Origin of the sequence: Pseudomonas sp. PARCl1 (assembly GCF_947311875.1) — a bacterium.
Taxonomy (GTDB): domain Bacteria; phylum Pseudomonadota; class Gammaproteobacteria; order Pseudomonadales; family Pseudomonadaceae; genus Aquipseudomonas; species Aquipseudomonas juntendi.
Genome location: NZ_CAMZMX010000007.1, coordinates 152541 through 178583, shown reverse-complemented (window position 1 = coordinate 178583; position 26043 = coordinate 152541). Strand labels below are relative to the sequence as shown.

At 65.3% G+C, this 26043-nt stretch carries 16 protein-coding genes; 6 read left to right on the top strand and 10 right to left on the bottom strand.

What is annotated here, in order from left to right:
* Together QME24_RS06700 and QME24_RS06695 are read left to right on the top strand one after the other, a co-directional pair.
* The coding region (locus QME24_RS06700; protein ID WP_281690798.1) for an amino acid adenylation domain-containing protein at positions 1 to 4478 on the top strand (4478 nt) is incomplete at its 5' end.
* A 55-nt stretch (positions 4479 to 4533) separates the two neighbouring features.
* Positions 4534 to 5487 (top strand): alpha/beta hydrolase, encoded by a 954-nt coding sequence (locus QME24_RS06695; protein ID WP_280091552.1) that lies wholly within the window; start codon positions 4534 to 4536, stop codon positions 5485 to 5487.
* Between the two features lie 87 nt (positions 5488 to 5574).
* Here the strand turns inward: QME24_RS06695 and QME24_RS06690 are convergent, their stop codons facing one another.
* The 6 genes from QME24_RS06690 to pvdM form a co-directional block, all read right to left on the bottom strand.
* Positions 5575 to 8001, bottom strand: a complete 2427-nt coding sequence (locus QME24_RS06690) for a TonB-dependent siderophore receptor (protein WP_280091551.1) — start codon at positions 7999 to 8001, stop codon at positions 5575 to 5577.
* A gap of 242 nt (positions 8002 to 8243) precedes the next feature.
* Complete coding sequence (locus tag QME24_RS06685) at positions 8244 to 9893, bottom strand: cyclic peptide export ABC transporter (protein WP_281690797.1); 1650 nt, start codon at positions 9891 to 9893, stop codon at positions 8244 to 8246.
* 16 nt (positions 9894 to 9909) lie between these two features.
* Complete coding sequence (locus tag QME24_RS06680) at positions 9910 to 11244, bottom strand: SidA/IucD/PvdA family monooxygenase (RefSeq protein ID WP_054904861.1); 1335 nt, start codon at positions 11242 to 11244, stop codon at positions 9910 to 9912.
* A 116-nt stretch (positions 11245 to 11360) separates the two neighbouring features.
* Entirely contained in the window at positions 11361 to 12221 is an 861-nt protein-coding gene (locus tag QME24_RS06675; protein ID WP_054904862.1) for a formylglycine-generating enzyme family protein, read from the bottom strand.
* A 14-nt stretch (positions 12222 to 12235) separates the two neighbouring features.
* On the bottom strand, positions 12236 to 13507 hold the full coding sequence (locus tag QME24_RS06670) for an aminotransferase class V-fold PLP-dependent enzyme (protein ID WP_054904863.1): 1272 nt from the start codon (positions 13505 to 13507) through the stop codon (positions 12236 to 12238).
* 15 nt (positions 13508 to 13522) lie between these two features.
* The gene (gene pvdM / locus QME24_RS06665) at positions 13523 to 14869 is read right to left on the bottom strand and encodes a pyoverdine-tailoring dipeptidase-like protein PvdM (RefSeq protein ID WP_280091549.1); all 1347 of its coding nucleotides are present in this window, start codon (positions 14867 to 14869) and stop codon (positions 13523 to 13525) included.
* Between the two features lie 220 nt (positions 14870 to 15089).
* Here pvdM and QME24_RS06660 point away from each other — a divergent pair, with 220 nt between their 5' ends.
* Positions 15090 to 16718, top strand: a complete 1629-nt coding sequence (locus tag QME24_RS06660; RefSeq protein WP_280091548.1) for a twin-arginine translocation signal domain-containing protein — start codon at positions 15090 to 15092, stop codon at positions 16716 to 16718.
* 23 nt (positions 16719 to 16741) lie between these two features.
* Here QME24_RS06660 and QME24_RS06655 read toward each other — a convergent pair whose 3' ends face one another.
* Genes QME24_RS06655 through QME24_RS06645 form a run of 3 tightly spaced genes read right to left on the bottom strand, consistent with a single transcriptional unit; the run spans position 16742 to position 21292 of the window.
* Complete coding sequence (locus QME24_RS06655) at positions 16742 to 18145, bottom strand: efflux transporter outer membrane subunit (RefSeq protein ID WP_280091547.1); 1404 nt, start codon at positions 18143 to 18145, stop codon at positions 16742 to 16744.
* Positions 18146 to 18148: 3 nt separating this feature from the next.
* Positions 18149 to 20113 carry a MacB family efflux pump subunit gene (locus QME24_RS06650; protein WP_280091546.1) on the bottom strand — a complete coding sequence of 655 codons (1965 nt, stop codon included), beginning with the start codon at positions 20111 to 20113 and terminating at the stop codon, positions 18149 to 18151.
* Positions 20114 to 21292: an efflux RND transporter periplasmic adaptor subunit gene (locus QME24_RS06645; RefSeq protein WP_280091545.1), complete on the bottom strand. Its 1179-nt coding sequence runs from the start codon at positions 21290 to 21292 to the stop codon at positions 20114 to 20116.
* 228 nt (positions 21293 to 21520) lie between these two features.
* Here QME24_RS06645 and QME24_RS06640 point away from each other — a divergent pair, with 228 nt between their 5' ends.
* The 3 genes from QME24_RS06640 to QME24_RS06630 all read left to right on the top strand — a co-directional run bounded on the left by QME24_RS06640 (position 21521) and on the right by QME24_RS06630 (position 24042).
* Positions 21521 to 21997, top strand: coding sequence for a sigma-70 family RNA polymerase sigma factor (locus QME24_RS06640; RefSeq protein WP_054904869.1), 477 nt, complete (start codon positions 21521 to 21523; stop codon positions 21995 to 21997).
* 167 nt (positions 21998 to 22164) lie between these two features.
* Positions 22165 to 22644: a response regulator gene (locus QME24_RS06635; RefSeq protein WP_054904870.1), complete on the top strand. Its 480-nt coding sequence runs from the start codon at positions 22165 to 22167 to the stop codon at positions 22642 to 22644.
* A 72-nt stretch (positions 22645 to 22716) separates the two neighbouring features.
* Positions 22717 to 24042, top strand: a complete 1326-nt coding sequence (locus tag QME24_RS06630; protein WP_280091544.1) for an MFS transporter — start codon at positions 22717 to 22719, stop codon at positions 24040 to 24042.
* 57 nt (positions 24043 to 24099) lie between these two features.
* On the opposite strand, the gene QME24_RS06625 is transcribed toward QME24_RS06630, so the two are convergent.
* Entirely contained in the window at positions 24100 to 25782 is a 1683-nt protein-coding gene (locus QME24_RS06625) for an electron transfer flavoprotein-ubiquinone oxidoreductase (RefSeq protein WP_280091543.1), read from the bottom strand.
* Positions 25783 to 26043: the final 261 nt, after the last annotated feature.

The window sequence follows — 26043 nt, the reverse complement described above, 5'->3', positions numbered from 1 at the left end:
ACGCACTGCCGGTGGCGGTGGCCGAAATCGAAGACATCTACCCACTGTCGCCGATGCAGCAGGGCATGCTGTTCCATAGCCTGTCCGACGCAGGCGACGACCTGTACGTCAACCAGCTCAGCCTGCCGGTCGCGGGGCTCGAGCAAGAGCGCTTCCGCGCCGCCTGGCAGCATGTGATCGGCCGTCACGAGATCCTGCGTACGTGCTTCCACTGGGAAGGCGGCCAGAGCGCGCCGTTGCAGGTGGTGCACCGTCACGTCGACGTGGCGATGACCGTGCTCGACTGGCGGGCACGAACCTTTACCGCCGCCGACCTTGAGGCGGTCGCCCGCGCGCAGCGTGGCTTCGACCTCGGCCAGGTGCCGCTGCAGCGCCTGTTGCTGGTGCGCACGGGCGACGCCGAGCACCAGTTGGTGTGGACCAGCCACCATATCCTCATGGACGGCTGGAGCAGCTCGCAGTTGTTCGGCGAGGTGCTGCAGCACTACGCCAGCGGTGAAGTGACCGGCGACAGCGGCCGCTACCGTGACTTCATCGCCTGGTTGCAGGCGCAGGATCAGGGGCGCCTGCAGGACTACTGGCAGGGCCGTCTGCGCCTGCTCGACGCGCCGACCCAACTGAGCCAGTCGATTCACCCGCGGCACACTGCCGACCTGCCGGGGCACGAGGCGCTGTACACCCGTTGGGACGCCCAGCGCACCGCCGCCTTGCAGCAGCACTGCCGGGCCCAGGGCATTACCGCCAACACCCTGATCCAGGGCGCCTGGCTGTTGCTGCTGCAGCGTTATACCGGCCAGCGCAGCGTGGCCTTCGGCGCTACGGTGGCCGGTCGCCCCGAGAGCCTGGCCAACGCGCAGCACATGCTTGGCCTGTTCATCAACACCTTGCCGGTGATCCAGACCCTCGAGCCGACACAACGCCTGGATCAGTGGCTGCAGCAGCTGCAGGCCGACAACCTGGACCTGCGCGAGCACGCCCATGCGCCGCTGGCTGACATCCAGCGTTGGTCGGGGCAGGGTGGCCAGGCCCTGTTCGACAGTATCATCGTGTTCGAGAACTACCCCATCGACCAACGCCTGGAGCAGGCCCAGGGCGGCCTGCGCTTCGGCGCCTCGAGCAGCCACGACGTCACCAACTTCCCCATGGACCTGGCGGTAACCCTCGGCGAGACCCTGGCCATCGAGTACCTGTTCCTGCGTAGCCACTTCACGGCCGAGGCCGTACAGGGCATTCGCGCACTGATGGAGACCCTGCTGCAGTCGATGATCGACAGCCCTGCCGAATGCATCGGCAACCTGCAACGGCTTAGCCCGGCGCAGTCTCAGGCGCTCGACGCCTGGGGCGCGGTGCCGGCGCAGACCGGCGAGCCGGTGATGCTGGCCCAGCTGATCGCTCGCCAGGCGGCTGCGCGGCCCGAGGCCATCGCCGCCGAGTGTGCCGGCCAGAGCCTCAGCTACGCGGCGCTGGAGGCCCGTTCCGACGTGCTGGCGCGGCAACTGCTCGCCCGTGGTGCCGGCCCGGAGGTACTGGTGGGCGTAGCCCTGGAACGCTCGGTGGACATGCTGGTGGCCCTGTTGGCGGTGTTCAAGAGCGGTGCGGCTTATGTGCCGCTGGACCTGGACTACCCGGCCGAACGCCTGGCCTTCATGATCCAGGACTCCGGCATGCGCCAGCTGATCGGTCGTGCCGACCTGGGGCAGCGCCTGCCCCTGCCCGTGGGCCTGGAACCGCTCGACCCGGCGACCCTGGCGTGCGAAGCCGGTACGCCGGCCAGCGTGTTCCCGGTGCCGGGCGAGCACAGCCTGGCCTACTTGATCTACACCTCTGGCTCGACCGGTGTGCCCAAAGGCGTGGCGGTCAGCCACGGACCTTTGAGCATGCATTGCCAGGCCATCGCCGAGCTCTACGAGATGCAGGCCGGCACCCGAGAGCTGCACTTCATGTCGTTCGCCTTCGACGGTGCCCACGAGCGCTGGCTAACCACGCTGGCGGTGGGCGGTACGCTGATCTTGCGCGACAACGAACTGTGGACGCCCCAGCAGACTTGCGAGGCGCTGAGCCGGGGCCGGGTCGACATCGCCTGCTTCCCGCCCGCCTACCTGAAGCAGGTGGCCGAATATGTGCAGCGCAGCGGTGTCGAGCCGCCCCCGGTGCGTATCTACTGCCTGGGCGGCGACGCCGTGCCGGAGCAGACCTTCGCCGAGGTGCGCGAGGTGCTGCGGCCACGCTACATCACCAATGGCTATGGGCCGACTGAAACGGTAGTCACGCCGATGCTCTGGAAGGCCTCGGCCGAAGAGCCCTGCGGCGCGGCCTACGCACCCATCGGCCGAGTCGTGGGGCAGCGCTCGCTACGGGTGCTGGACGATGACCTCAACCCATTGCCGGTCGGTTTTGCCGGGCAGCTGTTCATCGGTGGCCATGGCGTGGCTCGCGGCTATCACCAGCGGCCATCGATCACTGCCGAGCGGTTCGTGCCCGACCCGTTCGGTGAGCCCGGGGCACGTTTCTACCGTTCCGGTGACCTGGTGCGCCTGCGTCAAAGCGGAATACTGGACTACGTCGGGCGTCTGGATCACCAGGTGAAGGTGCGGGGCTTCCGCATCGAGCTGGGCGAGATCGAAGCCAGCCTGCGCCAGCAACCGGGTGTCGGCGATGCCGTGGTGATCGCTCGCGACGGTGTTTCCGGCAAGCAGCTGATCGGCTACGTGGCGGCCAGCGCCGAGGTTCGCGGCGATCAGCTCAAGGCCGCCCTGGCCGAAACGCTGCCGGCCTACATGGTGCCGTTGCAGGTGATCTGCCTGGAGCGCCTGCCGGTCTCGCCCAATGGCAAGCTCGACCGCAAGGCCCTGCCGGAGCCCACCTTCGACCTGGCCAGCCATGTGCCCCCGCGCTGCGAGGAGGAACAATGGATGGCGCAGATCTGGGCCGAGGTGCTGCAGGTGGAGCAGGTGGGGATCACCGATAACTTCTTCGAGCTGGGCGGCGATTCGATTCTCAGCCTGCAGGTGATTTCGCGGGTGCGCAACCATGCGCAACTGAAACTGGAGCTCAAGCTGCGCGACCTGATGCGTTGCCAGACCATCGCCAACCTGTTCGACCAGCAGGGCGTGTCGCGGGTCAGCGGCGAGCAGCAGGCCGTGGTGGTGGAGGGCGCCTTCCCGCTGATCCCGATCCAGGAGTGGTTCTTCACCGCGCAAACCCATGCGCCGGAACACTTCAACCAGGCCTTGATCCTGCGTGCCAACCAGCCACTGGATGCGCAGGCGCTGGAGCGCACGCTGACCTGCATGCTCGGCCAGCACGATGCCTTGCGCCTGCGTTTCAGCCACGAGCAGGGGCGCTGGATCCAGCGTTACCAGCCGTTGCAGGAGTGCCTGCAGCGCCTTGGTGATGACCCGCTGCTGTGGGTGCGCGAGGTGGCCGACGAAGAAGCGCTGGAGGACCTGGCCAATGAACTGCAACGCAGCCTGGACCTGGCCCAGGGGCCACTGATGCGCGGCTTGCTGGCGACCCTGGGTAATGGCCAGGTACGCCTGCTGCTGGTGATCCACCACCTGGTGATCGACGGTGTGTCCTGGCGTGTGCTGCTGCAGGACTTGCAGGAGGCCTACCAGGCCTTGCTCGCCGACCGGGAGCCGCATTTGCCGCAGCGCACCAGCAGCTTCGGTGAATGGGCCGCTGGCCTGGCCGGCCATGCGGTGACCCTGCGCGAACGTGAGCTCGACTACTGGGTGGCGCAGCTCGACCGCCAGGACGGGCCGCTGCGCTGTGACAACCCACGTGGCGGCAACCTCATGTGCCACCGCGAAGAGGCCGCGTTCAGCCTGGATGCGCAACGGACTGCACAGTTGCTCAAGGAGGCGCCTGCAGCCTACCAGACGCAGATCAACGACCTGCTGCTGACTGCGCTGAGCCGGGCCCTGTGCCAATGGGACGACAGTGCGTCGGCGCTGGTGCTGCTGGAAGGCCATGGCCGCGAGGATCTTTTCGAGCAACTGGACCTGAGCCGTACCCTGGGCTGGTTCACCAGCATGTATCCGGTACGCCTGAGCCCGGTGGCCGACCCCGGGGCGTCGATCGTGGCGGTTCGCGAGCAGTTGGCCCAGGTGCCGGACAAGGGCATCGGCTACGGGGTGCTGCGCCACATGGACGAACCGTGGGTGCGCGCGCGCCTGGCCGAGCTGCCGCAGGCGCAGGTCACCTTCAACTACCTGGGGCAGCTCGACCAGAGCTTCGATGCCGAGCAGGCGCTGTTCCTGCCCGCGCCGGAGAGCGTGGGCGACAGCTTCTCGCAGCAGGCGAGCCTGGCCAACTGGCTCGAAGTGGTGGGCCAGGTGTTCGACGGCAAGCTGTCGTTCCGCTGCATCTACAGCAACCGGCGCTTCCGCCAGGGCACCATCACGGCCTTCATGGACCAGTTCCAGGCCGAGTTGACGCTGTTGATCGAGCACTGCCTGCAGGTCCAGGCCAACTGAATTTTCCTTCTTCTGACAGGCCGGATGCGGGTGCGTCCGGCCCAGGAACCGAGTCATGCCACTGAACCCTGAAATTGCCGAATTCCTCGACCTGGTCGACGCCAGCCCTGGCGATGGCCAGTCCATGGCCTTCCACCGTTCGACCCCCGCCCAGGCGCGCGACGCCTTCGAGCAGGCCTCCGTGCGCATGCGTTGGGAAGCGCCGCAGGTCCATAGCCAGGACCTGCATTGCCAGGCTCGCGATGGCGCCACCCTGGCGCTGCGTCTTTACCGGCCCTGCGCGCCTGCCGAGCAACCACTGCCGGTGCTGCTGTACCTGCACGGTGGTGGATTCGTGGTGGGCAGCATCGCCTCGCACGATGGCGTCTGTCGCGAGTTCTGCGCGCGCACCCCCTGCGCGGTGCTGACCGTCGATTACCGACGCGCGCCCGAGCAACGCTTTCCGGTGGCGCTCAACGACTGCGCCGATGCCTTGGCGTGGCTGGCACACAACGGGCGCGAGTGGGGGCTGGATGCCAGCCGGGTCGCCGTGGGCGGCGACAGTGTCGGCGCGACCCTGGCCAGCGTGCTGGCGATCGACGCCGCATACCTGGGTGGGCCTGTACAGCCGCGGCTGCAATTGCTTTGCTATCCAGTGGCCGATGCCTCGAAGCGCTGGGAGTCGCGTACGCTGTTCGCCGAGGGCTACCTGCTGGAGAGCGCCACCCTGGAGTGGTTCTACGACCATTATGCGCGCCAGGCCGAGGACCGCTCGAACTGGCGTTTCTCGCCGCTGCTGGCCACCGGTTTGCAGGGCGTGGCGCCGGCCTACATCGGCCTGGCAGGTTTCGATCCATTGCTGGATGAAGGCCAGGCCTATGCACGTCACCTGCGCGAGCAGGGGGTAGCGGTCAGCTGCGAGGTGTTCGAGGGGTTGGTGCACGACTTTCTGCGCATGCGCTTGGTCACGGCCGAGATCGACACGGTGTATGAGAGGTTGGCGCAGGTACTGCGTGACGCCTTGAACTGATGGTTTGCACTGGATAGGGAGGGCCGCCATGCGGCCCTTTTACGTTGCCCACGACCCAGGGCCTTGCGCCCTGGGTCGTGGTTGCGGTCAGAACTTGTACTGCACGCCGGTCATGAAGTTGCGGGGCGCGCCGTACACGCCCCAGCTGTCGACGTAGGAGAAGTACTTGCGGTCGAAGACGTTGTTGAGGTTGAGCGTTGCGCTCAGGTTCCGGGTGATGTCGTAGCGCGCCATGAGGTTGGTCACGGCATAGCTGCCCTGGGTGAAGGTGTGCAGGTCCTGGCCGGTCTTGCTCTGCCAGTTCACGCCACCGCCGATGGTCAGCTTGTTGTCCAGAATGCCGGGCAGGCGATAGGTAGTGAAGGTCTTGGCGCTGTGACGGGGGGTGTTGGTGACGATGCGGTTGTCGTCGGAGTCGGTGCTGACGCTGTAGGCGTAGCCGGCGAACGCCTGCCAGCCCTCGGCCAGCTCGCCGTTGAGCTCCAGCTCCACGCCCTTGGTGGTGGTGCCCTGCTCGGCGCGGTAGATGTCCGGCGCACGCTCATAGACGGCCAGGTTGTCCTGGTCGATGCGGAACAGCGCCAGGCTGGCGTTGAGTTTTTCCTCGTTGAAGCTGCCTTTCACGCCCAGCTCGTAACCGGTGCCTTCCTGTGGGTCGAGGGCCTTGTAATTCTCATCGTGCACGCCATAGGGCTGCGGGTTGAAGATCTTGGTGTAGCTGCCGTAGACCGACCAGGTGTCGTTGAGGTCGTAGACCACGCCGGCATAGGGCAGGAACACGCCGTGGCGGTTCTCGTCACTCTTGTTGTCGAGCGTCGGATCACTCCAGTTCTGGTAGTCGCTGGTGCGTCGCCAGTCGGTGACGCGACCGCCGAGAATCACGGCCAGGTCGTCGGTCACGTGGAAGCGACCGGTCATGTAGGCGGCGTACTGGTTTTCCTGGATGTAGGTTTTGCCGATGGTGGTGGTGTCCGGGCGCGGGCCCTGGCCTTTCCAGTCCCAGATATTGTCGATGGTGCCGTCATAGCCGGTCCAGGGACCGAACCAGCCACCGTGATCCGGGGTGTTTTCGGTGTAGCGGGACAGGGTGACCCCGGTGATCAGTTCATGCTCGCGACCGAACAGGGTGAACGGGCCGGTCAGGTAGGCGTCGAGGTTGTTCTGGCGAGGCTTGCCCGACCAGCGGTTGGGGTACATGTAGGCGCCCGAGCCGTCCACCGGACTGATCTCGCCGTTCATGTAGTTGATCAGCTCGTCGAAGTCCATGACGCTGTGGCTGAGCTCGACCTTGCCGCTCCAGCCGTTGTCGAACTGATGCTCGAGGGAGGTGAAGACATTGGTCTGTTTGCGGTCGTTGTACGACCAGGTTGGCGAACTGTTCTTCGAGCGGCTGAAGTCGGTCTTGCTGCCGTCGGCGTAGCGGACCTGGAAGCCGGTGCGCAGCGGGTCGTCGACCTGGGTATTGAGGTAACTGAAACCGACGGTCAGCATGGTTGCATCGCTGAGGTCGAACTCGGAGATACCGTAGATCAGCTGCGTATCCTGCTCGAGGCGGTCGACGAAGGAGTTCTGGGTCTTGTAGTCGACCACCAGACGCCCGCGGACGTTGCCGCTGTCGGTCAGTGGGCCGGAAACGTCGAATCCGGTGCCGTAACGGTCCCAGCTGCCAGCTTCGGCGGTCACGCTGCCCTGGAAGGTCGCGGTCGGGCGCTTGCGGATCATGTTGATGGTCGCCGACGGGGTGCCGGTGCCGCTGATCAGGCCGGTGGCGCCACGCACGATTTCGACACGGTCGTACATCGCCGTGCTCTGGGTGGTGTTGTCCAGGCGCGGGGAGGTGGGAACACCGTCGATCTCGAAGTTGTTGATCTGGAAGCCGCGCGACCAGTAGGTGTCGTTCTCGGCGCCGATGCCGGTGCGCAGCACGGTGATGCCCGGGGTGGCCTCGAGCACTTCGGTCAGGTTGGTCAGCTTCTGGTCGTCCAGGCGCTGGCGGGTGACCACGGTGACCGATTGCGGCGTTTCCTTCTGGGTCAGGTTCAGGCGCGTCGAGCTACTGGACATGTAGGTGGTGTACAGGCCGGAGCCTTCGGTGACCGAACCTGGCGCCATGCCCGAAATCGAGGTTGGGCTCAGCTCCAGTGCGGCCTCGCCGGCACTGGGTGGCGGTACCAGCAGGATGGTGTGGCCGTCCACGCGGTAGGACAGGCCGCTGCCCTGGAGCATGCGCTGCAGCACCTCGTCGGTCGACAGCGAGCCGGATACCGGGCTGGATTTCAGACCTTGCACCAATTCCGGGCTGTAGAGGATCTGCATCTGCGTCTGCTGACCCAGTTGCTGCAGGGCGCTGGACAGCGGCTGGGCGGCGATGTTGACGGAGACCTGCTCGGCGTGGGCTGCGCTGCTCCCCAGCAGCATCAGGGCCAGCAGGGCACCCGGCAGTACCATACGGTTCGACTGCGATGGACGTACGGCGCGTGCCAGAAGGGTCGGGGACAGGTTCGGGCGGTGCATGGGTGAAAGGAACTCCTGAGGGACGTGGGCAGTTTTTCTTTTGGAATGTTCAGTAACTGATAATTAGACGCATCACGGATTGGAAACCGGAAAAAAGAATCAGCAATCTGTGCTTGGCGATTTATCTGATGAAAACCCCGCAGGGGGAATGCCATGGCGTCGGCTGTTCCCCCTTCCTTGCGGGCGGATCGCGGCGCCGTGCTCCGGACTGGCCAGGCCGTGCGCCACGCGCGTCGCAAGGGTCAGGCCGCGACGTGCTGGGTGACCACGCGACCGGCCTCCATGCGTACCAGCTGGTCGGCGATATCGAAGTAGCGATCATCGTGGGAGATCACGATGATGGTCTTGCCCTGGCGCTTGAGGTCGGGCAGCAGCTCGGTGTAGAAGATCCGGCGGAAGGTAGGGTCCTGGTCGGCCGCCCACTCGTCGAAAACCAGCACCGGGCGATGCTCCAGCCAGGCATTGATCAGCGCCAGGCGCTTGCGTTGCCCGGTGGACAGGTCGGTGGTGGTGAACTTGCCGTCCTGGATGCTCACCTTGTGTGAGATTTCCAGGCGTTCCAGATACTGGCTGGCATCTTCGGGAATGCTCTGTTCACCCTGGATCACATCGTCGAACAGGTAGTAGTCGGCGAAGATCGTGGTGAACAGCTGGCGATACGGGTCCCTGTCGCTGGCATCGATGATCTTGTCATCCAGCGCGATATGCCCCTGTTGTGGTGCGTAGAGTCCCAGCAACAGCTTGATCAGCGTGGTCTTGCCACAGCCATTCTCGCCGACAATGAAGACGATTTCGCCCTGTTCGATCCGCAGGTTGACCGGCCCCAGCCGGAAGGGCGCGGCATCGCCCACCGCTGGGAAGGCGTAGCTCACCTCGACCAGTTCCAGGCTGCGCACCTTGGCCTTGGCAGCCGGTGCGTCGGTCAGCAGCAGGTGCGGCTCGGGTGAGGAAAACTGCCGGGAAAGCTCGGCGATGCGCTGGAAGGCGATGCCGGCGCGGCCGACGATGGGCAGCGTACCGATCAGGTGCTCCAGCGGGCCTTTCATGTACAGCAGCACCAGGACGAAGCCACTGATGACCGCTTTGTCCTGCCCTGGGCCGGCACCGTGCATCAGCAGTGCGATGCCAATGACCACGAAGAACAGCATGGAGCCGAAGGTCTTGGCGATCACGAAGGTGTTGATTGCGCGGATCTGGGTCTTGCAGATGAAATCCGCGGTGGCCTGGATGCCATGCACGAACATGCGGTGGCGACGTGGGCGGTGGATGCGCAGTTCCTTGGCGCCGCCGGCCACGGCGTTGTACTGGCGTTGCAGGTCGTCCTCGGCGTCGCGGGCGGCCATGAAGCCACGCACGCCTACCGATTGCGCGAGGTACTGGGCGCTCGTGCCCACGGCGATGGCCGCCAGCATCAGCAGGAACATCGGCCACGACAGCATGGCCAGGTAGCCCAGGCAGCCCAAGGTCACCGTCAGCGAAATCGCCAGCGGCGCGAAGGCGAAGGCGAAGTCGCTGATGGTGTCGACATCATGGGTCAGTACCGGAATCAGACGGTGGCTGCGAAAGCGCTCGATCTGCTCGATCGGCGCGGCGAGCACCTTCTCCCCCAGGGTCTTGCGCAGGCGGGCGATGATGTGCTGGCCGACGTAGTTGGTACCGATATCCGACAGGATCGTGCTCACCAGTGCCAGCAGGCACAACCCGGCAAAGCCCAGGATCAGGTTGTGCCCCAGGTCGCCCTCGGCGTGCAGCGCGCCGTTGATGGTGGCCAACAGCGTGGTCACGCTCAGGCCCCCGATCATGCCGAGGAAGATGGACAGGGTGACGATCGGCCAGAATGGCTTGAGCAGGGCCAGCAATTCACGCAGGGCCCCGCGGTTGGAAGTGCTCATCGGCTGGTTCCCGTCCTCAGGCGCAGGTCTGGCGCAGGCTGGCTGGCGCGTTGCTGGCCTGCTTGCCCAGATGCTGGTAGAGCGACTGGCCGATCTCCGCCGCACGTGCCGGCAATACCGACAGCAGCGTGTCGCTGAGGCCGTGGGAGGCTTCGCAGAACCCTTGCAGGTAGACGTTGGCGCCGAACTCGGAGTGGGCCAGCGCGCGGTAGTCGCGGTCTACCTCGAAGTCCTTCAGGTGCTGCTGCAGGGGGGCCAGCAATTCGCGGTGCGAGCGGCGTTCGTAGCCGGTGGCGAGGATCACCGCGTCGTAGCGGTGGGTCTGGCGCACATCGGTGGCCAGGTCGCGCAAGGTCAGCTCGATGCCTGCGGCGGTTTCCACCACATCTTCGATGGTGCGGCGGCACAGCACGGCGTGGCGGTGCAGGTGCGCGACCTTCTGGCGGTAAAGGATGCCGTAGATGCGCTCGAGCAGGTCAACGTCGACTACCGAGTAGTTGGTGTTGTGGTATTCGCTGACCAGCTTCTCGCGCTCGGCGTGGGGCTGGTTGAACACCAGGTCGGTGTACTCGGGGGCGAAGATCTCGTTGACGAACGGGCTGTCGTCGGCCGGCTTGAGAGCCGAGGCGCGCAGGATCATGTCGACCTTGACCGATGGATAGCTGTCATTGAGATCGATGAAGGCCTCGGCGGCGCTCTGCCCGGAGCCGACCACGGCGATGCGCATCGGCTTGCCTTCGTTGCAAGGCAGCTGCTGCAGTGCGCTCAGGTACTGGGAGTGGTGGAATACCCGCGGGTCGTTCCTGAAGGCGCGGAAGGCGTCGGGGATCTTCGGCGTGCCGCCGCTGCCGACCACCACCGAGCGGGCACGGCGTTGGGTTTCACGGCCCTGCGGGTCGCGGGAGACGATGCGCAGGTGGTCGACCTTGCCCTCGCGCAGCTCAGGTTCGATGCGCAGCACTTCCTCGCCGTACACCGCCTGGGTGGCAAAGTGCTCGGCGGCCCAGCGCAGGTAGTCGTTGTACTCCAGGCGGCAGGGGTAAAAGGTGCCCAGGTTGATGAAATCGGCCAGGCGCTGCTTCTGGTGCAGGTAGTTCACGAAGCTGTAGGGGCTGGTAGGGTTGCGCAGCGAAACCAGGTCCTTGAGGAAGGAGATCTGCAACTCACTCTGGGTGGCCAGGGTGTTGCCGTGCCAGCGGTAGTCGGTCTGCTTGTCGATGAACAGGGCGTCGAGAGCATGGCCGTTGGTCTCGGCGAGCTCTTCCAGGGCGATGGCCAGGGCCAGGTTGGAAGGGCCGAAGCCGACGCCGATCAGGTCGTGGATTTTTTCGGGGGAAGAGGTCTGGCTCATGGTTGCGGTTCCTTGGATGGTCGAGTGGGGGCGCCGCTGAAGGGCGCCCCGTGTCCTGCGCAAGTACACCGATAGGAACGAGCCTGCTGGCGGAGAATTTACCGCCGCCTGGCGCTTTACAGCTCGCGGGCCACGCGGAATCCGATCCAGTCGCCACGGTCGTCGCGCACGGTGGTGTTGCGGTTGCCCGAGCGCGAGAAGATCGGTGCCTCGCCCCAGTCGTTGCCGCGGATCGAGATCTGCCGGCAGCCGGCTTCCTTCCAGGCGCTGCCGTCGGCCGGCGCGCCGACATAGCTGTCGTGGTAACAGTCGGCGACCCACTCGTAGACGTTGCCGTGCATGTCGTACACACCGAAGGCATTGGCCGGGAAACTGCCCACCGGTGAGCTGTAGCTGAAGCCGTCCTTGGGGCCGTAGACGTTGGCGTTCTTGCTGATCTCGAGATTGGCGTCCGGCTCGAACGGGAACATGCCGGTACTGCCGCCGCGTGCGGCGTATTCGCGCTGCGCTTCGCTGACCATGGCGTAGTGCTTGCCGGTTTTCTTCGACAGCCAGGCCACATAGTGCTCGATGTCTTGGTAGCTCATGCACACCGCCGGCTGGCGAGGGCCTTGCTGGTAGCTGGGCTTGCTATTGGTGCAGCGCCGCCCGGGGCGATCGTCGCCGTCGGCGATGACGATGCCGGTGGCCTTCTGGTAGGCGGCCCATTCAGCGGCAGTGATCTGGAAGCGGCTGATGGCGAACGGCTTGGCGAAGGTGACCGGGTGCTGCGGACCTTCGTCGTCCTGGCGGCCCATCTCGTCGGGCGGGGTGCCCATGGTAAAGGTACCGGCGGGCAGCACGACCATTTCCGGGCAGGCCTTGTCGCAGTCGCGGAACACTGTGCCGGGCTTGTCCGACGGCTGCGCGGCCAGGGCCGGCAGGCTGCAGGCGGCCAGCACGGCGGCCAGGGTGAGGCGTTGCAGGGGTGCGCTCATGGAAGATGCCTTGTTCAAAGTTGCTGGGTAATGAGGGACATGACCCGGTCTATCTGCTGCTCGTCGTTGAGCAGGCTCGGGGCCAGGCGGATCACCGGGCCGACGTCGCGGTCTACGGCGTCGCACATCACCTTGTTGGTGGTGAGGTGCGCGGCCACGGCGTCGGCGTCACGATCCTTGATGCGCAAGAAGGTGAAACCGGCGGAGAACTGTTCGCTGCGCGGGGTCACCAGCTGGATCTGGCGGTGCTCGAGCAGGCGCTGTTTGAGCAGGCTGTTGAGCTGGTGTATGCGCTGCTGCACCTCGGCCTTGCCCAGTTGCAGGTGCAGCTTGAAGGCCTCGCTTGTGGCCCAGCGGTGCTCGAAGGCGTGGTAGCCGCCCGGGGTCATGATGGTGGCGAAGTCCTCATCGCGGGAGAAGGTGGCGACGCTGGGCACCAGGTGCTGCATGCCGGTGGAGGCAGCGCAGATGATCCCGGTGCCGCGCGGGCCGAACATCCACTTGTGCGTACCGGCGATGAAGTAGTCGCAGTTGAAGTCGGCGAAGCGGGCGTTCTCCACGCCGAAGCCATGCACGCCGTCGACCACGTACAGGATGCGCTCGGCTTCGCTGCGCTCGCGGTTGTGCCGGCGCACCAGTTCACCGATCTCGCCCACCGGCAGCTTGACGCCGCTGCCAGAGTGCACCCAGGTCATGCCCAGCACCCGGGTGTTGGGCTTGATGGCCTTGTCGAGGGTGCTCAGTACCTGGTCGGTGGAGACCGTCCATGGGTCGTCGAACAGGCGGATCTGGCGCACCGCGGTGCCCTGGCGCTGGTTGCGGAACTCCAGCGCCTTCTGCGCGCAATAGTGTTCGTGCTCGGTAATCAGCACCTCCTGCCCGGCGCCGACTTTGAGGCCGCCATAGATCATCGCCAGGCCTTCGGTAGTGCTGCCGGTCAGGGCGATCTGGCGCGGGCCGACCTCCAGGTAGCGCGCGGCCCACTCGCGTACTTCATCTTCGCGCTGCCATTCGTACTGGCTTTCCCAATCCATCAGCGCAGCTGGGTTGCGATCCAGGTCGGCGCGGTGGCGGTCGATGGCTTCCTGTACCGGGCGCGGATGGGCGGTGACCAGGAAGTTGGCGAAATGCGCAATCTGCGGGTCGAGTGGAAACAGCTCGCGCAGGTTGCGCCACTTGTCGGGGCCGGCCAACGGCTTGGCGGGCTGGGCCAGGGCCTGGGGTAACAGTGGCAGGCTTGCAGCCAGCAGCCCGGCCTGTTTGAGGAAAGTGCGGCGGTTACTCATGTGTGTCGGCCTTGTTCAGCGATTGGCGACGGGGCGGGCAGCTTTCTGCACCTGTTCCCAGACGCGCAGGAAGTTGCCTGCCCAGAGCTTCGCGATGTCCGTTTCGCTGTAGCCTCGGGTCAGCAGTTCGGCGGTGACGTTGCGGATTTCGCTGACGTCATTCCAGCCGTCCAGGCCGCCGCCATCGTTGAAGTCAGAGCTGATGCCGACATGGTCGATGCCGACTTTCTTCACCGTATAGTCGATGGCGTCGACGTACTGCGCGAGGGTAGCCTTGGGCTCTTCTTCCAGCGTGCTGTACAGCGCGCTGGCGTATTCGCCGAAACGCGCTTCGGGCCAGATGGCGATCACCGCATCGCCCGGCATCAGCGCGTTGGCCAGGCCCTGCAGGGGTTGCAGGTCGAAGCGCGCGCGCAGGGCGTCGAGTTTTTCAATCACCGGCTTGCTCAGGGGCTTGAGGTATTGGCCGAAGCCGACCACCTGGATGACACCGCCGCTGTCCTTGATCAACTGCATCTCCTTGTCGGAGAGGTTGCGCGGGATGTCTACCAGCGCCCGGGGCGCGGAGTGCGAGGCCACCATGGGCGCGCGGCTAAGGCGGGCGACATCTTCAAGTGCCAGGGTGGACATCTGCGATACGTCGATGATCACGCCCAGATCGTTGAGGCGCTTGACCGCCTGCTCACCCAGCGGCGACAGGCCACCGAGGGCGTCGGCGGTGTCGTTGAAGAACGGCAGTGGGCGCGAGGAGTCGGCCCAGTCGTTGTTGCCCGTGTAGCTGAAGCCGAACATGCGCACGCCGCGCGCAGCCCACAAGTCCAGCTGCGACAGGTCGTGGCCCAGTGGGTAGGCGTTGAGCATGCTGATGAAGATGGCGAACTTGCCTTCGCCATTGAGCCGGCGGAAGTCGTCGGGGGTGTAGGCGATGCCGACCTGGTTGGGGAAGTCACGGACCATCCCGCTGATGATCTTGTAGCGGGCTTCCTGTTCCTGCCGGGCGGCATCGACGAAACCGGGGGTAGGGCGGTGCGGGGCGTTTGGGCCGTTCCAGATTTCCGGCCAGCCGAAGATGGTCAGCGCCGCACCGGACAGGCGGCCCCGGTTGGCCTTGACCAGGTCGAACTGGCCCGGGCCGTCCCTGTCGATTTCCTGGCCGGCGCTGCCCAGTTCGAGGGGCACGGTGACATGGCTGTCGAACGACAGCATGTGCTCGTGCAGGTCGTTGGCCTGTTGCACGATTTTCAGCGGATAGCCGGCGTGCTGCTGTTGCCAGAAGAAATAGCCGGCGACACCCCCCAGGGCGGCCACCAGGGCCAGGGGTAGACCAATGTAAAGGGCCTTGCGGGAACGGGTCTTGGTCATTGCCATCTCGTTGCACGGTTGATCGGGGCGACCTGCCGACGCACAACGTGCTGCTTGGGCAGGGCTTGGGTATCAGGTGAACGAGCGACCGCCGGGCAAATTTATCGCCGGCTTCGAACCAGGCCGAGCCAGGCCTGGCATTAAATTTCGCCGAAGATGCAACGTTTTAGCCTTGGACGGGCCGTGCTCCACGGCCGCAATGAATGCTCAGGTAGTTGCAATGACGATTTCTCGACGCGGGTTCATCGCCGGTGTGGCATTGGCAGGCGTGGCGGTGCCCGGCGCGATGTATGCGCAGCATGTGCAGCGCCAGCGGTTCGACGAGCAGTTTCCGGAAACCCCCGGTGAGGCGGTGGTGGAACTGGCCGATGCGGCGCTGCAGCAATTGGGCGACACCTTGCGCGGGATCTGGCGTTTTACACTGCAAGGGAAAGATGCCGGGCTGCCCGGCCTGCCTGAGGGTGAGCTGGAAATGTTTCTCGATGTTGCCCCAAGTGGCCGCGGCCTGCGTGGTTACCTGGACACGCCCGAGCGCCTGCGGGGTGCCGAGGCGCCGCGTTATCGGGTAGTCGGTGACCTGCTGACCGATGCGAACAGGACCTTGCGTTGGCGGTTGTTTTCTACCGCGCCGGGGGAAGGGCAGGCTGACTACCAATGCACGGTGGTACTCGACGAAGTCTGGGGTGAGTTCGGCAATGCCGGGCAGGCCACCCTGAACGGGCGCATCGCTGCGCTGGGGCGTTCGTTGACCCTACCCGTGCAGGACAACACTTTTGTCGCGCTCAAGCGCAGTTTCCCCGAGGCTCGCGAGCGCACGCCTCTGTCCCCGGCCTTGCTGGCCTGGCTGATTGCGCCGGAGCACCGTCTGTTCCACCAATTGTGGCATGCCTCGCGTGACAAGTGGCACAACCTCGACATGGACAAGCAGGCGGCCCTGCGCGGCTTGGGCTGGCAGCCCGGGCCGCGCGACCGTGAGCGTGACGCCCGTGGCCGGCACAAGGATCGCAATGGCTCGGGCGAGGACTTTTTCTTCATGCACCGGCACATGCTGCGTGCTGCCCGGGTCATTCAGGACCTGCCGTCGTGGGCGCGGTTCCCGCTGCCGCAGCCAGAGCTCGAACGCGACCGGGTCGGCTTTGCCAGCTATTTCGACAACCATGACGGTACGGCCTTGCCACCCACCTGGCTGGCTGCGGACGATGCGGCGTATACCCAGTGGGTGCGCGATATCAAGACGCCGGATACTTTCCACGGTAACTTCCAGGTCTGGGAGTCGAGGTACACCGACCCGCATTACCTGAGTACGCTCACCCTTGCGCAGTTCGGTTCGGAGATGGAACTGGGCCTGCACGATTGGTTGCACATGCGCTGGGCCTCGGTGCCGCGCGACCCGTCCAGCGGCTTGCCGGTGCCGTTCGCGCGCCAGCCGGAGGACTTTGCCGCACGCTGGTTCGAGGCGGAAAACGACTTCCTTGGCGACCCGTTCTCATCCCATGTAAACCCGGTGTTCTGGCACTTCCATGGCTGGATCGATGACCGCATCGAGGACTGGTTCCGCGCCCACGAGCGTGTGCATCCGGGCCAGGTGCGGCGCGCCGAGGTCAACGGTGTGCCGTGGTTCGCGCCTGGGCGCTGGGTAGAGGTATCCGACCCATGGCTGGGGCCCGATACCCATGGCTGTTCGACTGTGCCGGGGCTGCGGCCGGGGCGCAGTGTGGAGATGGACCCAGAGACCATGAAGCTGGCGCTGCGTATCATCTTCGCCGATGACGACCTGTTTGCCAGCTTGCGGCCGAAGGTGCCGCAGCGGCCCTGGTACGCACGCAACCTGAAACTGGCGAAGCGCTGACACCGCGCCCCACAGGGAATGCATCAGCGCTCGACCTGCCAGCCACCTCCCAGGGCCTTGTACAACGCCACGCTGCCCTGCAGCCGAGCCAGGTGCAGTTGCGCCTGCTGGTCCTGGGCAACATACAGCGTGCGCTGGGTTTCCAGCACCGTCAGCAGCGTTTCGGCGCCGGCGCTGTAGCGCTGCTGTGCCAGGGCGAAGGCGGTGCGTGCTTCCTGTACCTCCTGGTCCTGCCATTGCCGCTGGCGGTCTACGCCATGGATCGCATTCAGCGCTTTTTCCACGTCGGCGAAACCTGCCAGGATTGCGGCGCGGTAATCGTGCAGCAGCTCTTCCTGTTCGGCACTGGCCAGTTCGCGCTCGGCGCGCAGGCGGCCGTTGTTGAAGATGGGTGTGGCAATGCCGGCAGTGAGGGTATAGAAGGGGCTGCCGAGGATATCGGCGAAGGTCCGTGCCCCGCTACCCAGGTCTGCTCCCAGGGTCAGCTTGGGCAGCATGGCGGCCCTGGCCACTTGTACGTTGGCGCTGGCGGCGGCCAGCCGGGCCTCGGCGGCGGCAATGTCGGGGCGTCGGCCGAGCAGGTCGCTGGGCACCCCGCTGCCGATCGCCGGCCAGCGCAGGGTAGCGATCGATTCGTTGGTGTTCGGTAATGCCTGCACCGGATCACCGAGCAAGGTGGCAAGGGTTATCCGGTTGTTCTGCCATTGCTGCTCCAGCAGGGGTACCTGGCGCTCCTGGGCCGCCACCAGGCTGCGTTGCTGCGCCAGCTCCAGTCGCGTGGTCGAGCCAGAACGCTGGCGTGCCTCGACCAGGCCCAGCACGTCCCGGGCGTTTTTGAGGTTCAGCCGGGCGATGCGCAGCTGCTCCTGCAGCGCCAGGCCCTGCAGGTAGCTATCGGCGACGGCGCTGGTCAGCGTCAGCTCCACCGTCTGGCGATCGAAGCGGCTGGCGTCCAGGCCATGCAGGGCGCTGTCGCGGGCGGCGCGGATGCCACCCCAGAAATCGACCTCGTAGCTGGCGCTCAAGCGCGTGCCGAATGAGGTGCTGGTGCGCTCGCTGCTGCTGGCGTCGAGTTGGTCGTTGCCGTCGCCGCGCAACAGGCGCTGGCGGCTGCCGTCCACTCCGAGCGTCAGCTCCGGCAGCCGCGCAGCGCCGGCGATCACAGCCAGCGCCTGGGCCTGGCGCACCCGAGCCGCGGCGGCGGCCAGGTCGTGGCTGTTGTGCCGGGCGCGTTCGACCAGGCGGTCCAGTTCGCCGCTGGAGAAGGCTTGCCACCAGTGAGCATCCGGCAGGGCCTGGCTGGAGGCGTCGGCTCGGGATTGCCAGGTTGGCGGCTCGGTAATGCCGGCCTCGGGGGCGGGCGGTGTGCTGCAGGCGGCCAGGGCCAGGCTGAGGGTCAACAGGCTGATGCGGCTTGGCAATGTCATGGGCTATACGCTGGTAAGGGCTTTGACCGGATCAAGGCGCGCAGCCTTGCGGGCCGGCATGAAACCGAACACCACGCCGGTGATGACGGCGCAGGTGAAGGCGCCGAGAATGGCGGGCAGGGCGAATGCCACGGCGATGTCGGCGAGCATCAGGCCGCCACCGATGCACAGTGCCAGCACGATACCCGTCACCCCGCCGACCATCGACAGCATCACCGCCTCGCTGAGGAACTGACGCAGGATATCGCGCTGGCGGGCGCCGGTGGCCATGCGGATACCAATCTCGCGGGTACGTTCGCGCACGGTCATGAGCATGATGTTCATCACGCCGATACCGCCGACCAGCAGGGAAATGGCGGCGATGGCACCGAGCATCAGCGACAGGCTGTTCTGCGTGCGCGCCTCGGCCTGGATCAGCGCGGCGTCGTTGGTCAGTTCGAAGTCCTGCTTGTCCTGGTGGCGCTGGCGCATCAGGTGGGCGATTGCCCGCTCGGTTTCGCTCACCCGGCTCGAATCGGCTGCGGCGATGATCACGTATTCCGGGTCTTGCTTGCCGAACAGGCGTACGGACGCGGCGGAGTAGGGCACCACAATGCGCTCGTCGCTGTCCTGGTCGCCGGAGCTGGCACCTTTGCCGGCGAGCAGGCCGACCACCTGGAAGGGCACGTTGCCGATCAGCAGGTACTGGCCCAGCGGATCGCTGCCAGGCTCCATGAGCTTGTCCCGGACCTTCTGGCCGATCACCGCCACGGCGGCGGCAGCCCGTTCGTCAGCTTCGGTGAAGAAGTTGCCTTCGACCACTGGCCAGTTGAGGATCTCGGAAAACTGGGTGTTATTGCCGCCGACATAGAACTGCTGGTTGTTGTTGCCGTGGCGCACGGTCAACTGGTCGCCGATCACCGGCATGATGCGTTGGACCTGGGGTAACTGGGCGATGGCGGCGACATCGTCCAGCGTGACGATGCCGGCCGGTTCGCGCAGCGTGGCGTGGCGGCCACTGAGGTAGAGGATGTTCGAGCCGAACGCCGCCATCTGGGCCATGACCTGGCGCTTGCTGCCTTCGCCGACAGCCAGCATCACTACCACCGAGGCCACGCCGATGACGATGCCGAGCAGGGTCAGGGCGGTGCGGAAGCGGTTGATCCACATGACCCGCCAGGCCGCTTGCAGGGCCTCGAGCAACTCGCCCTTCCAGGCCCCGCGCAAGGTGGCGCCGCGGTCCAGGCGCTGGCGCAGGTCGTCGGCCTGCAGGCCTGGGTGCGCCGCGTCGAGGGGCCGGTCGGCCGCCGAGTCGCTGATCACCAGGCCGTCGCGAATTTCGATCACCCGTCGCGCCCGGGTCGCCACTTCACGGTCGTGGGTGATGAGGATGATCACATGGCCCTGGCTGGCCAGTTCGTCTAGCAGGGCCATGACTTCGGCGCCGCTGTGGCTGTCCAGGGCACCGGTGGGTTCGTCGGCGAGGATGATGTGGCCGCCATTCATCAAGGCGCGGGCGATCGACACCCGCTGCTGCTGGCCGCCAGACAACTGGTGCGGGCGGTTGCCCGTGCGGCTGGCCAGGCCGAGGCGTTCGAGCAGGGCCGAAGCGCGGGCATGGCGCTCGGCGGCCGGGGTGCCGGCGTAGATGGCCGGCATCTCGACGTTTTCCTGGGCCGAGCCGGAGGGGATCAGGTGGTAGCCCTGGAATACGAAGCCGAAGGCTTCGCGTCGCAGCCAGGCCAGTTCGTCACTGTCCAGCTCGGCAACATCCTTGCCGGCGAAGCGGAAGCTGCCGGTGGTAGGGCGATCGAGGCAGCCAAGTATGTTCATCAGGGTCGACTTGCCCGAGCCGGAGGCACCGACGATGGCGACGAACTCGCCGGGGTGGATGCTCAGGCTGATGCCGCGTAGCACTTCCACCTTCGGCGAGTCGATGCCGCCGTAGTGCTTGCGGATGTCAGTGAGTTCGATCAAGGGCGCTGTCATTCAACCTCCGCTGGCGGCTGGGGCGCCGATGACCAGTTGCTCGCCTTCGGCAAGGCCGTCGAGTATCTGCACGCGCAAGCGATCGCTCAGGCCGGTGCGCACCTTGCGCTGTTCGATCTTGCCGTCGCGGGTGACCACCTGGGCCAGGCGCACGCCTTCGTCGCCGGCACCATCCAGGGCTGCCAGTGGCGCCGTGAGCACTTGGCTGGCCTGGCCGGCGACGAAGAACACCTGGGTGGTCATCTCGGCCATCAGGGCGCCATCGGGGTTTTCCACATCGAGCAGCACGGTGTATTGCACCACTTGGGCGCCGGTGGTGCCGGCGATGGCACTGGCGGGGCTGCCACCGCCCTGGCTGGCCTGGTCCAGCGGCTTGGGCGGGATCGGCAGGATCTGCCGCACGGTGCTGGTCCAGCGGCGCTTGCCGCCGGCCAGGGTGGTGAAGTAGGCGGTCATGCCGGGCTTGACCTTGCCGATGTCGGCTTCGGACACCTGCGCCCACACGGTCATTGGCGAGAGCTTGGCTATGCGCAGGATCAACGGGGTTTGTTGCTGGGCATTGAGGGTTTGCCCTTCGCGGGCATCGACTGCCACCACCGTGCCGTCCATCGGTGCGTAGATTCGGGTGTAGCCCAGCTCGGCTTCATCGCTGCGCAGGTTGGCCTGAGCCTGGCGGATTTGCGCCTGAAACATGTCGATGCGGGCCTGGGTGACCTTCAGCTGGGCGTCAGCCGTTTGCACGTCTTCGTCACGGGTGGCGCCGGCGGCGGCCAGCTCGCGCTGGCGCTTGAGCTGTTGCTGGGCCAGTTGGTACTGCGCGCGCTGCTCTGCCAGCTGAGCCTTGAGGTTGTCGATCGAATAGCGCCCGGCATCCAGCCGGGCCTGCTGGGTGGAGGGGTCGATCTCGACCAGCAGCTGACCTTTGCGCACAGTGTCGCCGACCTCGACGTGCAGCTTGTGGATCTGCCCGGACGCCTGTGCGCCAACATCCACATAACGCCGTGGTTGCAGGGTACCCAGTGCTGTGACGCTGCTTTCGATATCGGCACGGGTGACCGCGACCGTGCTGACTGGCTGAGCCCCGAAGGGCAGGGCTTTCCAGGCCACCAGGCTGCCCAGGCCCAGCAGGCCCAGGCCTACGAGCAGGGCGCGACTGCGGGTGTTGGTTGAACGTGTCATGCAGGCTTCCAGCCAGGAGTGATGGCCACGCGCAGCCCGATTGCGGCGCGCACTGAGGTCCCAGATAGACGAAGGTCAGCCGGGCGGATTTAGCCTTTGTCTCGGGCAGGAGCCTTTGTTGCTGAGAATAATTATAATTTGTAAGATCGCAACTTGATATCACTCGGTCCCGCGTTGGTGTCTGGAGGGGTTCCGGCAAAAACTGGCAGGGCGGTCTCAGGTAACGTCGTGGAACATTACTATCGCGAACTGGTGGGTTTCCTTTCCGCGCGCCTGGGCAATCGTCAGGCCGCCGAGGACGTGGCGCACGATGCTTATCTGCGGGTGCTGGAACGCACCCACGCCGAGCGCATCGAGCACCCGCGTGCCTTCCTCTATCGTACCGCGCTCAACCTGGTGGTCGACCGCCACCGCCGCCACCGGGTGCGCCAGGCGGAGCCGCTGGAGGTGCTCGACAGCGACGAGCGCTGGCATACCCCGGCGCCGGCGCACGACATGCAGCACGACCAGCGCCTGGCGCTGATGCAACGTGCGCTGGATGAGTTGAGCAAGGTCTGCCGCGAGTGCTTCCTGCTGCGCAAGCTCGAAGGCTTGTCTCATCAGCAAATCGCCGAGCACCTGGGCATCTCGCGCAGCCTGGTGGAAAAGCACATCGTCAACGCCATGAAGCATTGCCGGGTGCGCATGCGCGAGTGGGAGTGCTGATTGCCGGGCTCAAGGAAAATGCAAATTCTGTCAGCCAGTCACTTGATTTATGCGGTTTTCCCGACTTCTCTCAAAGAAGACCACTGCCAGGCAGGGCCCTGGCAATAGCCGTTAGCGGCGCAGTATGGTCGTGGAACGCTCCCATTACCTACTGCCCAGGTCCGACCATGGCAAACAAGACCCTGCGCATCCTCATCGCCGACGCCCACCCGTGCCAGCGCTTGCAGTTGGAGCGGTTGCTCAACGGCCTGGGCTATTACCGGATTGCCCCGGTGGAGAGCTTTGAAGAGCTGCAGCGCCTGGTGCAGTGCGCCTTGCAGCCCTTCAACCTGTTGCTGGGCAATATCGAGCTGGCCAGCCACGCTGGGGTCGACCTGGCGCGGTTCTGTCGCGTCAGCACGCAGATCCAGCACGCGCTGCTCTACCACTCCAGCCAGTTGAAAGTGCCCGCAGTGCCGCCGGCCGAGCGCCAGGCGGTAAGCTTGAGCCTGCCCCAGGCCCCCGATATCGAGGCACTGGAAACATTCATGGCGATCATCGACACCCCGGTACTGGTCGGCCAGTTGCCGCTGCCGGATACCCTGGCCGGCAACAGAGCCAGGCCACGGCTGCGGGCCAATTTTGCGCACACGGTGTTCAACCGCTGACGGCGCATAGCGCAGGGCAACCGGGCAGGCATTTGTTATGCTCTTGCCCTTTGCCGATCTGCGGACCCTGCCATGACTGCCATCGATACCGCTCGCCCGCCCCGGTTCAGCCGCGGCGACCACCGGACCCTGGGCCTGGCGGCGCTGGGCGGCGCGCTGGAAATCTACGATTTCATCATTTTCGTGTTCTTCGCGCTGACCCTCAGCCAGCTGTTCTTCCCGCCGGAAATGCCGGAGTGGTTGCGCCTGCTGCAAAGCTTCGGGATTTTCGTCACCGGTTACCTGGCGCGGCCGCTGGGCGGCATCGTCATGGCTCACTTCGCCGACCACCTGGGCCGCAAGCGGGTGTTCAGCCTGAGCATTTTGATGATGGCGCTGCCGTGCCTGATGATCGGGGTAATGCCGACCTATGCCGAGATTGGTTACGCCGCGCCGCTGATCTTGCTGGCGTTGCGCATATTGCAGGGGGCTGCGGTCGGCGGCGAGGTACCCAGTGCCTGGACATTCGTTGCCGAACACGCACCGCCGGGGCGGCGGGGGTATGCCCTGGGTTTCCTGCAGGCCGGGTTGACCTTTGGCTATTTGCTGGGGGCACTGACCGCGACACTGTTGGCCCAGGCTTTCAGCGCCGAGGAAATTCTCGATTACGCCTGGCGTTACCCGTTCCTGCTCGGGGGCGTGTTTGGCGTGATCGGGGTGTGGTTGCGCCGTTGGCTGAGTGAAACGCCGGTATTTCTGGCCCTGCGCGAGCGCAAGGAGCAGCCGGTGAAATTCCCGTTGCGCCAGGTGCTGGGCGCGCATCGTGGGGCGTTGATTCCGGCTGCGCTGCTGACCTGCGTGCTGACCTCGGCGGTGGTGGTGCTGGTGGTGATTACGCCGACGGTCATGCAGCAGCGCTTCGGCATGTCCGCCGCGCACACGTTCGCGCTGAGCAGCGTAGGCATCGTCTTTCTCAACATCGGTTGTGTGCTTGCCGGCCTGCTGGTCGACCGCCTGGGCGCCTGGCGGGCGTTGATGATCTACAGCGCGCTGCTGCCGCTGGGCATCGCTGCGTTGTATGCAAGCCTGGTGGGGCAGTGGGGCATGACGTGGCTGGCTTATGCGTTGGCCGGGCTCTGCTGTGGGGTGGTGGGTGTGGTGCCGTCGGTCATGGTCGGGCTGTTCCCGGCGCAGATCCGGGTATCGGGTATTTCCTTCACCTACAACGTGGCCTACGCCTTGTGGGCCAGCACTACGCCGCTGGCGTTGATAGCCTTGATGCCGTGGAGCCCATGGGTGTGCGTTGGCTTCTGTCTGGTCATGGGCGCGGTGGGGCTGCTCACTGCCCGCTACTTTGGCCGCCGCGAACCTTCCGCGTTCGCGGCGGAGCCGATGCCGATCATGTGTGTCGACAAATGAACGAAAAAGCCCCCGGGCCGCGAGGCCAGGGGGCTTTTTCTTGCGGCAAGGGCGGGCTTACATGTTCGGGTAGTTCGGCCCGCCAGCGCCTTCAGGGGTGACCCAGGTGATGTTCTGGGCCGGGTCCTTGATGTCGCAGGTCTTGCAGTGCACGCAGTTCTGCGCGTTGATCTGGAAGCGCTTGTTGCCGTCTTCCTGGGTGACCACTTCGTACACGCCGGCCGGGCAGTAACGCTGGGCGGGCTCGTCGTACAGCGGCAGGTTGCTGGCGATCGGGATGCTCGGGTCGGTCAGCTTCAGGTGGCAGGGTTGTTCCTCTTCATGGTTGGTGCTGGAGAGGAATACCGAGCTGAGCTTGTCGAAGCTGAGCTTGCCGTCCGGTTTCGGGTAGTCGATTTTCTGCGAGTCGGCCGCCAGCTTGAGGCAGGCGTAGTCCGGCTTGGTGTCGTGCAGGGTAAACGGCAGCTTGCCGCCAAACCAGTTCTGGTCGACATAGTTGAAAGCACCCCCCAGCAGCGGGCCGAACTTGTGCAGTGCCGGGCCGAAGTTGCGGCTGGCGAACAGCTCTTCGTACAGCCAGCTGGCCTTGAACGCGCTGACGTAGCCGTCGAGCAGGTCGCCACCTTCACGCCCGGCAGCCAGGGCGTCAGCCACCGCTTCGGCGGCCAGCATGCCGGACTTCATTGCGGTATGGCTGCCCTTGATCTTCGAGAAGTTCAGGGTGCCGAGGTCGCACCCGATCAGCGCGCCGCCGTTGAAGACCATCTTCGGCAGGGAGTTCAGGCCGCCCTTGCAGATGGCGCGGGCGCCGTAGCTGATACGCTTGCCACCTTCGAGGTATTGGCTCATCACCGGGTGGTGCTTGAGGCGCTGGAATTCGTCGAAGGGCGACAGGTACGGGTTGGCATAGGACAGGTCGACGATCAGGCCGACCACCACCTGGTTATTTTCCAGGTGGTAAAGGAACGAGCCACCGGTGTTGTCCTTGGCCATCACATCCAGCGGCCAGCCAGCGGTATGCACCACCAGGCCTTGCTCGTGCTTGGCCGGGTCGATTTCCCAGATTTCCTTCAGGCCGATGCCGTAGTGCTGCACGTCGGCTTCGCTGTCGAGCTTGAAGCGCTTGATCAGCTGCTTGCCGATATGGCCACGGCAGCCTTCGGCGAACAGGGTGTACTTGGCGCGCAGTTCCATGCCGGGGGTATACAGGCCGTCCTTTGGCTTGCCTTCGCGGTCGACACCCAGGTCGCCGGTGACAATGCCGCGGACCACGCCGTTTTCATCGAACAAGGCTTCCTGGGCGGCGAAGCCGGGGTAGATTTCCACGCCCAGGTTCTCGGCCTGCTGGGCCAGCCAGCGGCACAGGTTGCCCAGCGAAATGATGTAGTTGCCCTGGTTGTGCATGGTTTTGGGCACGAACAGGTCGGGCACTTTGGTCGAGCTGCCGGCGTCTTTGAGCACGTAGATATCGTCGCGCTTCACTTCGGTGTTCAGTGGCGCGCCCAGTGCCTTCCAGTCGGGGAACAGCTCGTTCAGCGCGCGGGGCTCGAACACCGCACCGGAGAGGATGTGAGCACCGACTTCGGAGCCTTTTTCCACCACGCAGACGCTGATTTCGCTACCGGTTTCGGCGGCCTTCTGCTTCAGGCGGCAGGCGGCGGACAGGCCCGCCGGGCCGGCGCCGACGATGACCACGTCGAATTCCATGTATTCGCGTTCCACAGGTTCTCTCCTACTCATCAAGGCTCGTGCTGTTGCTGGGTCTTATGGGTGCATGCGCGCAGTGGCTCGTCACGGGAGCGAAACTGTAGCTGCGCAACTGACGGACTACACCGTTTTGTCTTGGCCGCGCATTATATCTACACCACTTGGCGGGTCCAATACAAACGTTTGTTTGAATTTGCCGCAGGCCAGTAAAATCACAGGCGTGCGGCTGGAGGGTGACCGATTTGCCGTATTGACCGGATTGGGTGTTACGGTCAAGATACGAGCGGTTTTACG

Excerpts from the sequence above, each read along its gene's own strand:
- QME24_RS06695 (WP_280091552.1), top strand. The coding sequence starts at position 4,534 with ATGCCACTGAACCCTGAAATTGCCGAATTCCTCGACCTGGTCGACGCC.
- QME24_RS06690 (WP_280091551.1), bottom strand. The coding sequence starts at position 8,001 with ATGCACCGCCCGAACCTGTCCCCGACCCTTCTGGCACGCGCCGTACGT.
- QME24_RS06685 (WP_281690797.1), bottom strand. The coding sequence starts at position 9,893 with ATGAGCACTTCCAACCGCGGGGCCCTGCGTGAATTGCTGGCCCTGCTC.
- QME24_RS06680 (WP_054904861.1), bottom strand. The coding sequence starts at position 11,244 with ATGAGCCAGACCTCTTCCCCCGAAAAAATCCACGACCTGATCGGCGTC.
- QME24_RS06675 (WP_054904862.1), bottom strand. The coding sequence starts at position 12,221 with ATGAGCGCACCCCTGCAACGCCTCACCCTGGCCGCCGTGCTGGCCGCC.
- QME24_RS06670 (WP_054904863.1), bottom strand. The coding sequence starts at position 13,507 with ATGAGTAACCGCCGCACTTTCCTCAAACAGGCCGGGCTGCTGGCTGCA.
- pvdM (WP_280091549.1), bottom strand. The coding sequence starts at position 14,869 with ATGACCAAGACCCGTTCCCGCAAGGCCCTTTACATTGGTCTACCCCTG.
- QME24_RS06660 (WP_280091548.1), top strand. The coding sequence starts at position 15,090 with ATGACGATTTCTCGACGCGGGTTCATCGCCGGTGTGGCATTGGCAGGC.
- QME24_RS06655 (WP_280091547.1), bottom strand. The coding sequence starts at position 18,145 with ATGACATTGCCAAGCCGCATCAGCCTGTTGACCCTCAGCCTGGCCCTG.
- QME24_RS06650 (WP_280091546.1), bottom strand. The coding sequence starts at position 20,113 with ATGACAGCGCCCTTGATCGAACTCACTGACATCCGCAAGCACTACGGC.
- QME24_RS06645 (WP_280091545.1), bottom strand. The coding sequence starts at position 21,292 with ATGACACGTTCAACCAACACCCGCAGTCGCGCCCTGCTCGTAGGCCTG.
- QME24_RS06635 (WP_054904870.1), top strand. The coding sequence starts at position 22,165 with ATGGCAAACAAGACCCTGCGCATCCTCATCGCCGACGCCCACCCGTGC.
- QME24_RS06630 (WP_280091544.1), top strand. The coding sequence starts at position 22,717 with ATGACTGCCATCGATACCGCTCGCCCGCCCCGGTTCAGCCGCGGCGAC.
- QME24_RS06625 (WP_280091543.1), bottom strand. The coding sequence starts at position 25,782 with ATGAGTAGGAGAGAACCTGTGGAACGCGAATACATGGAATTCGACGTG.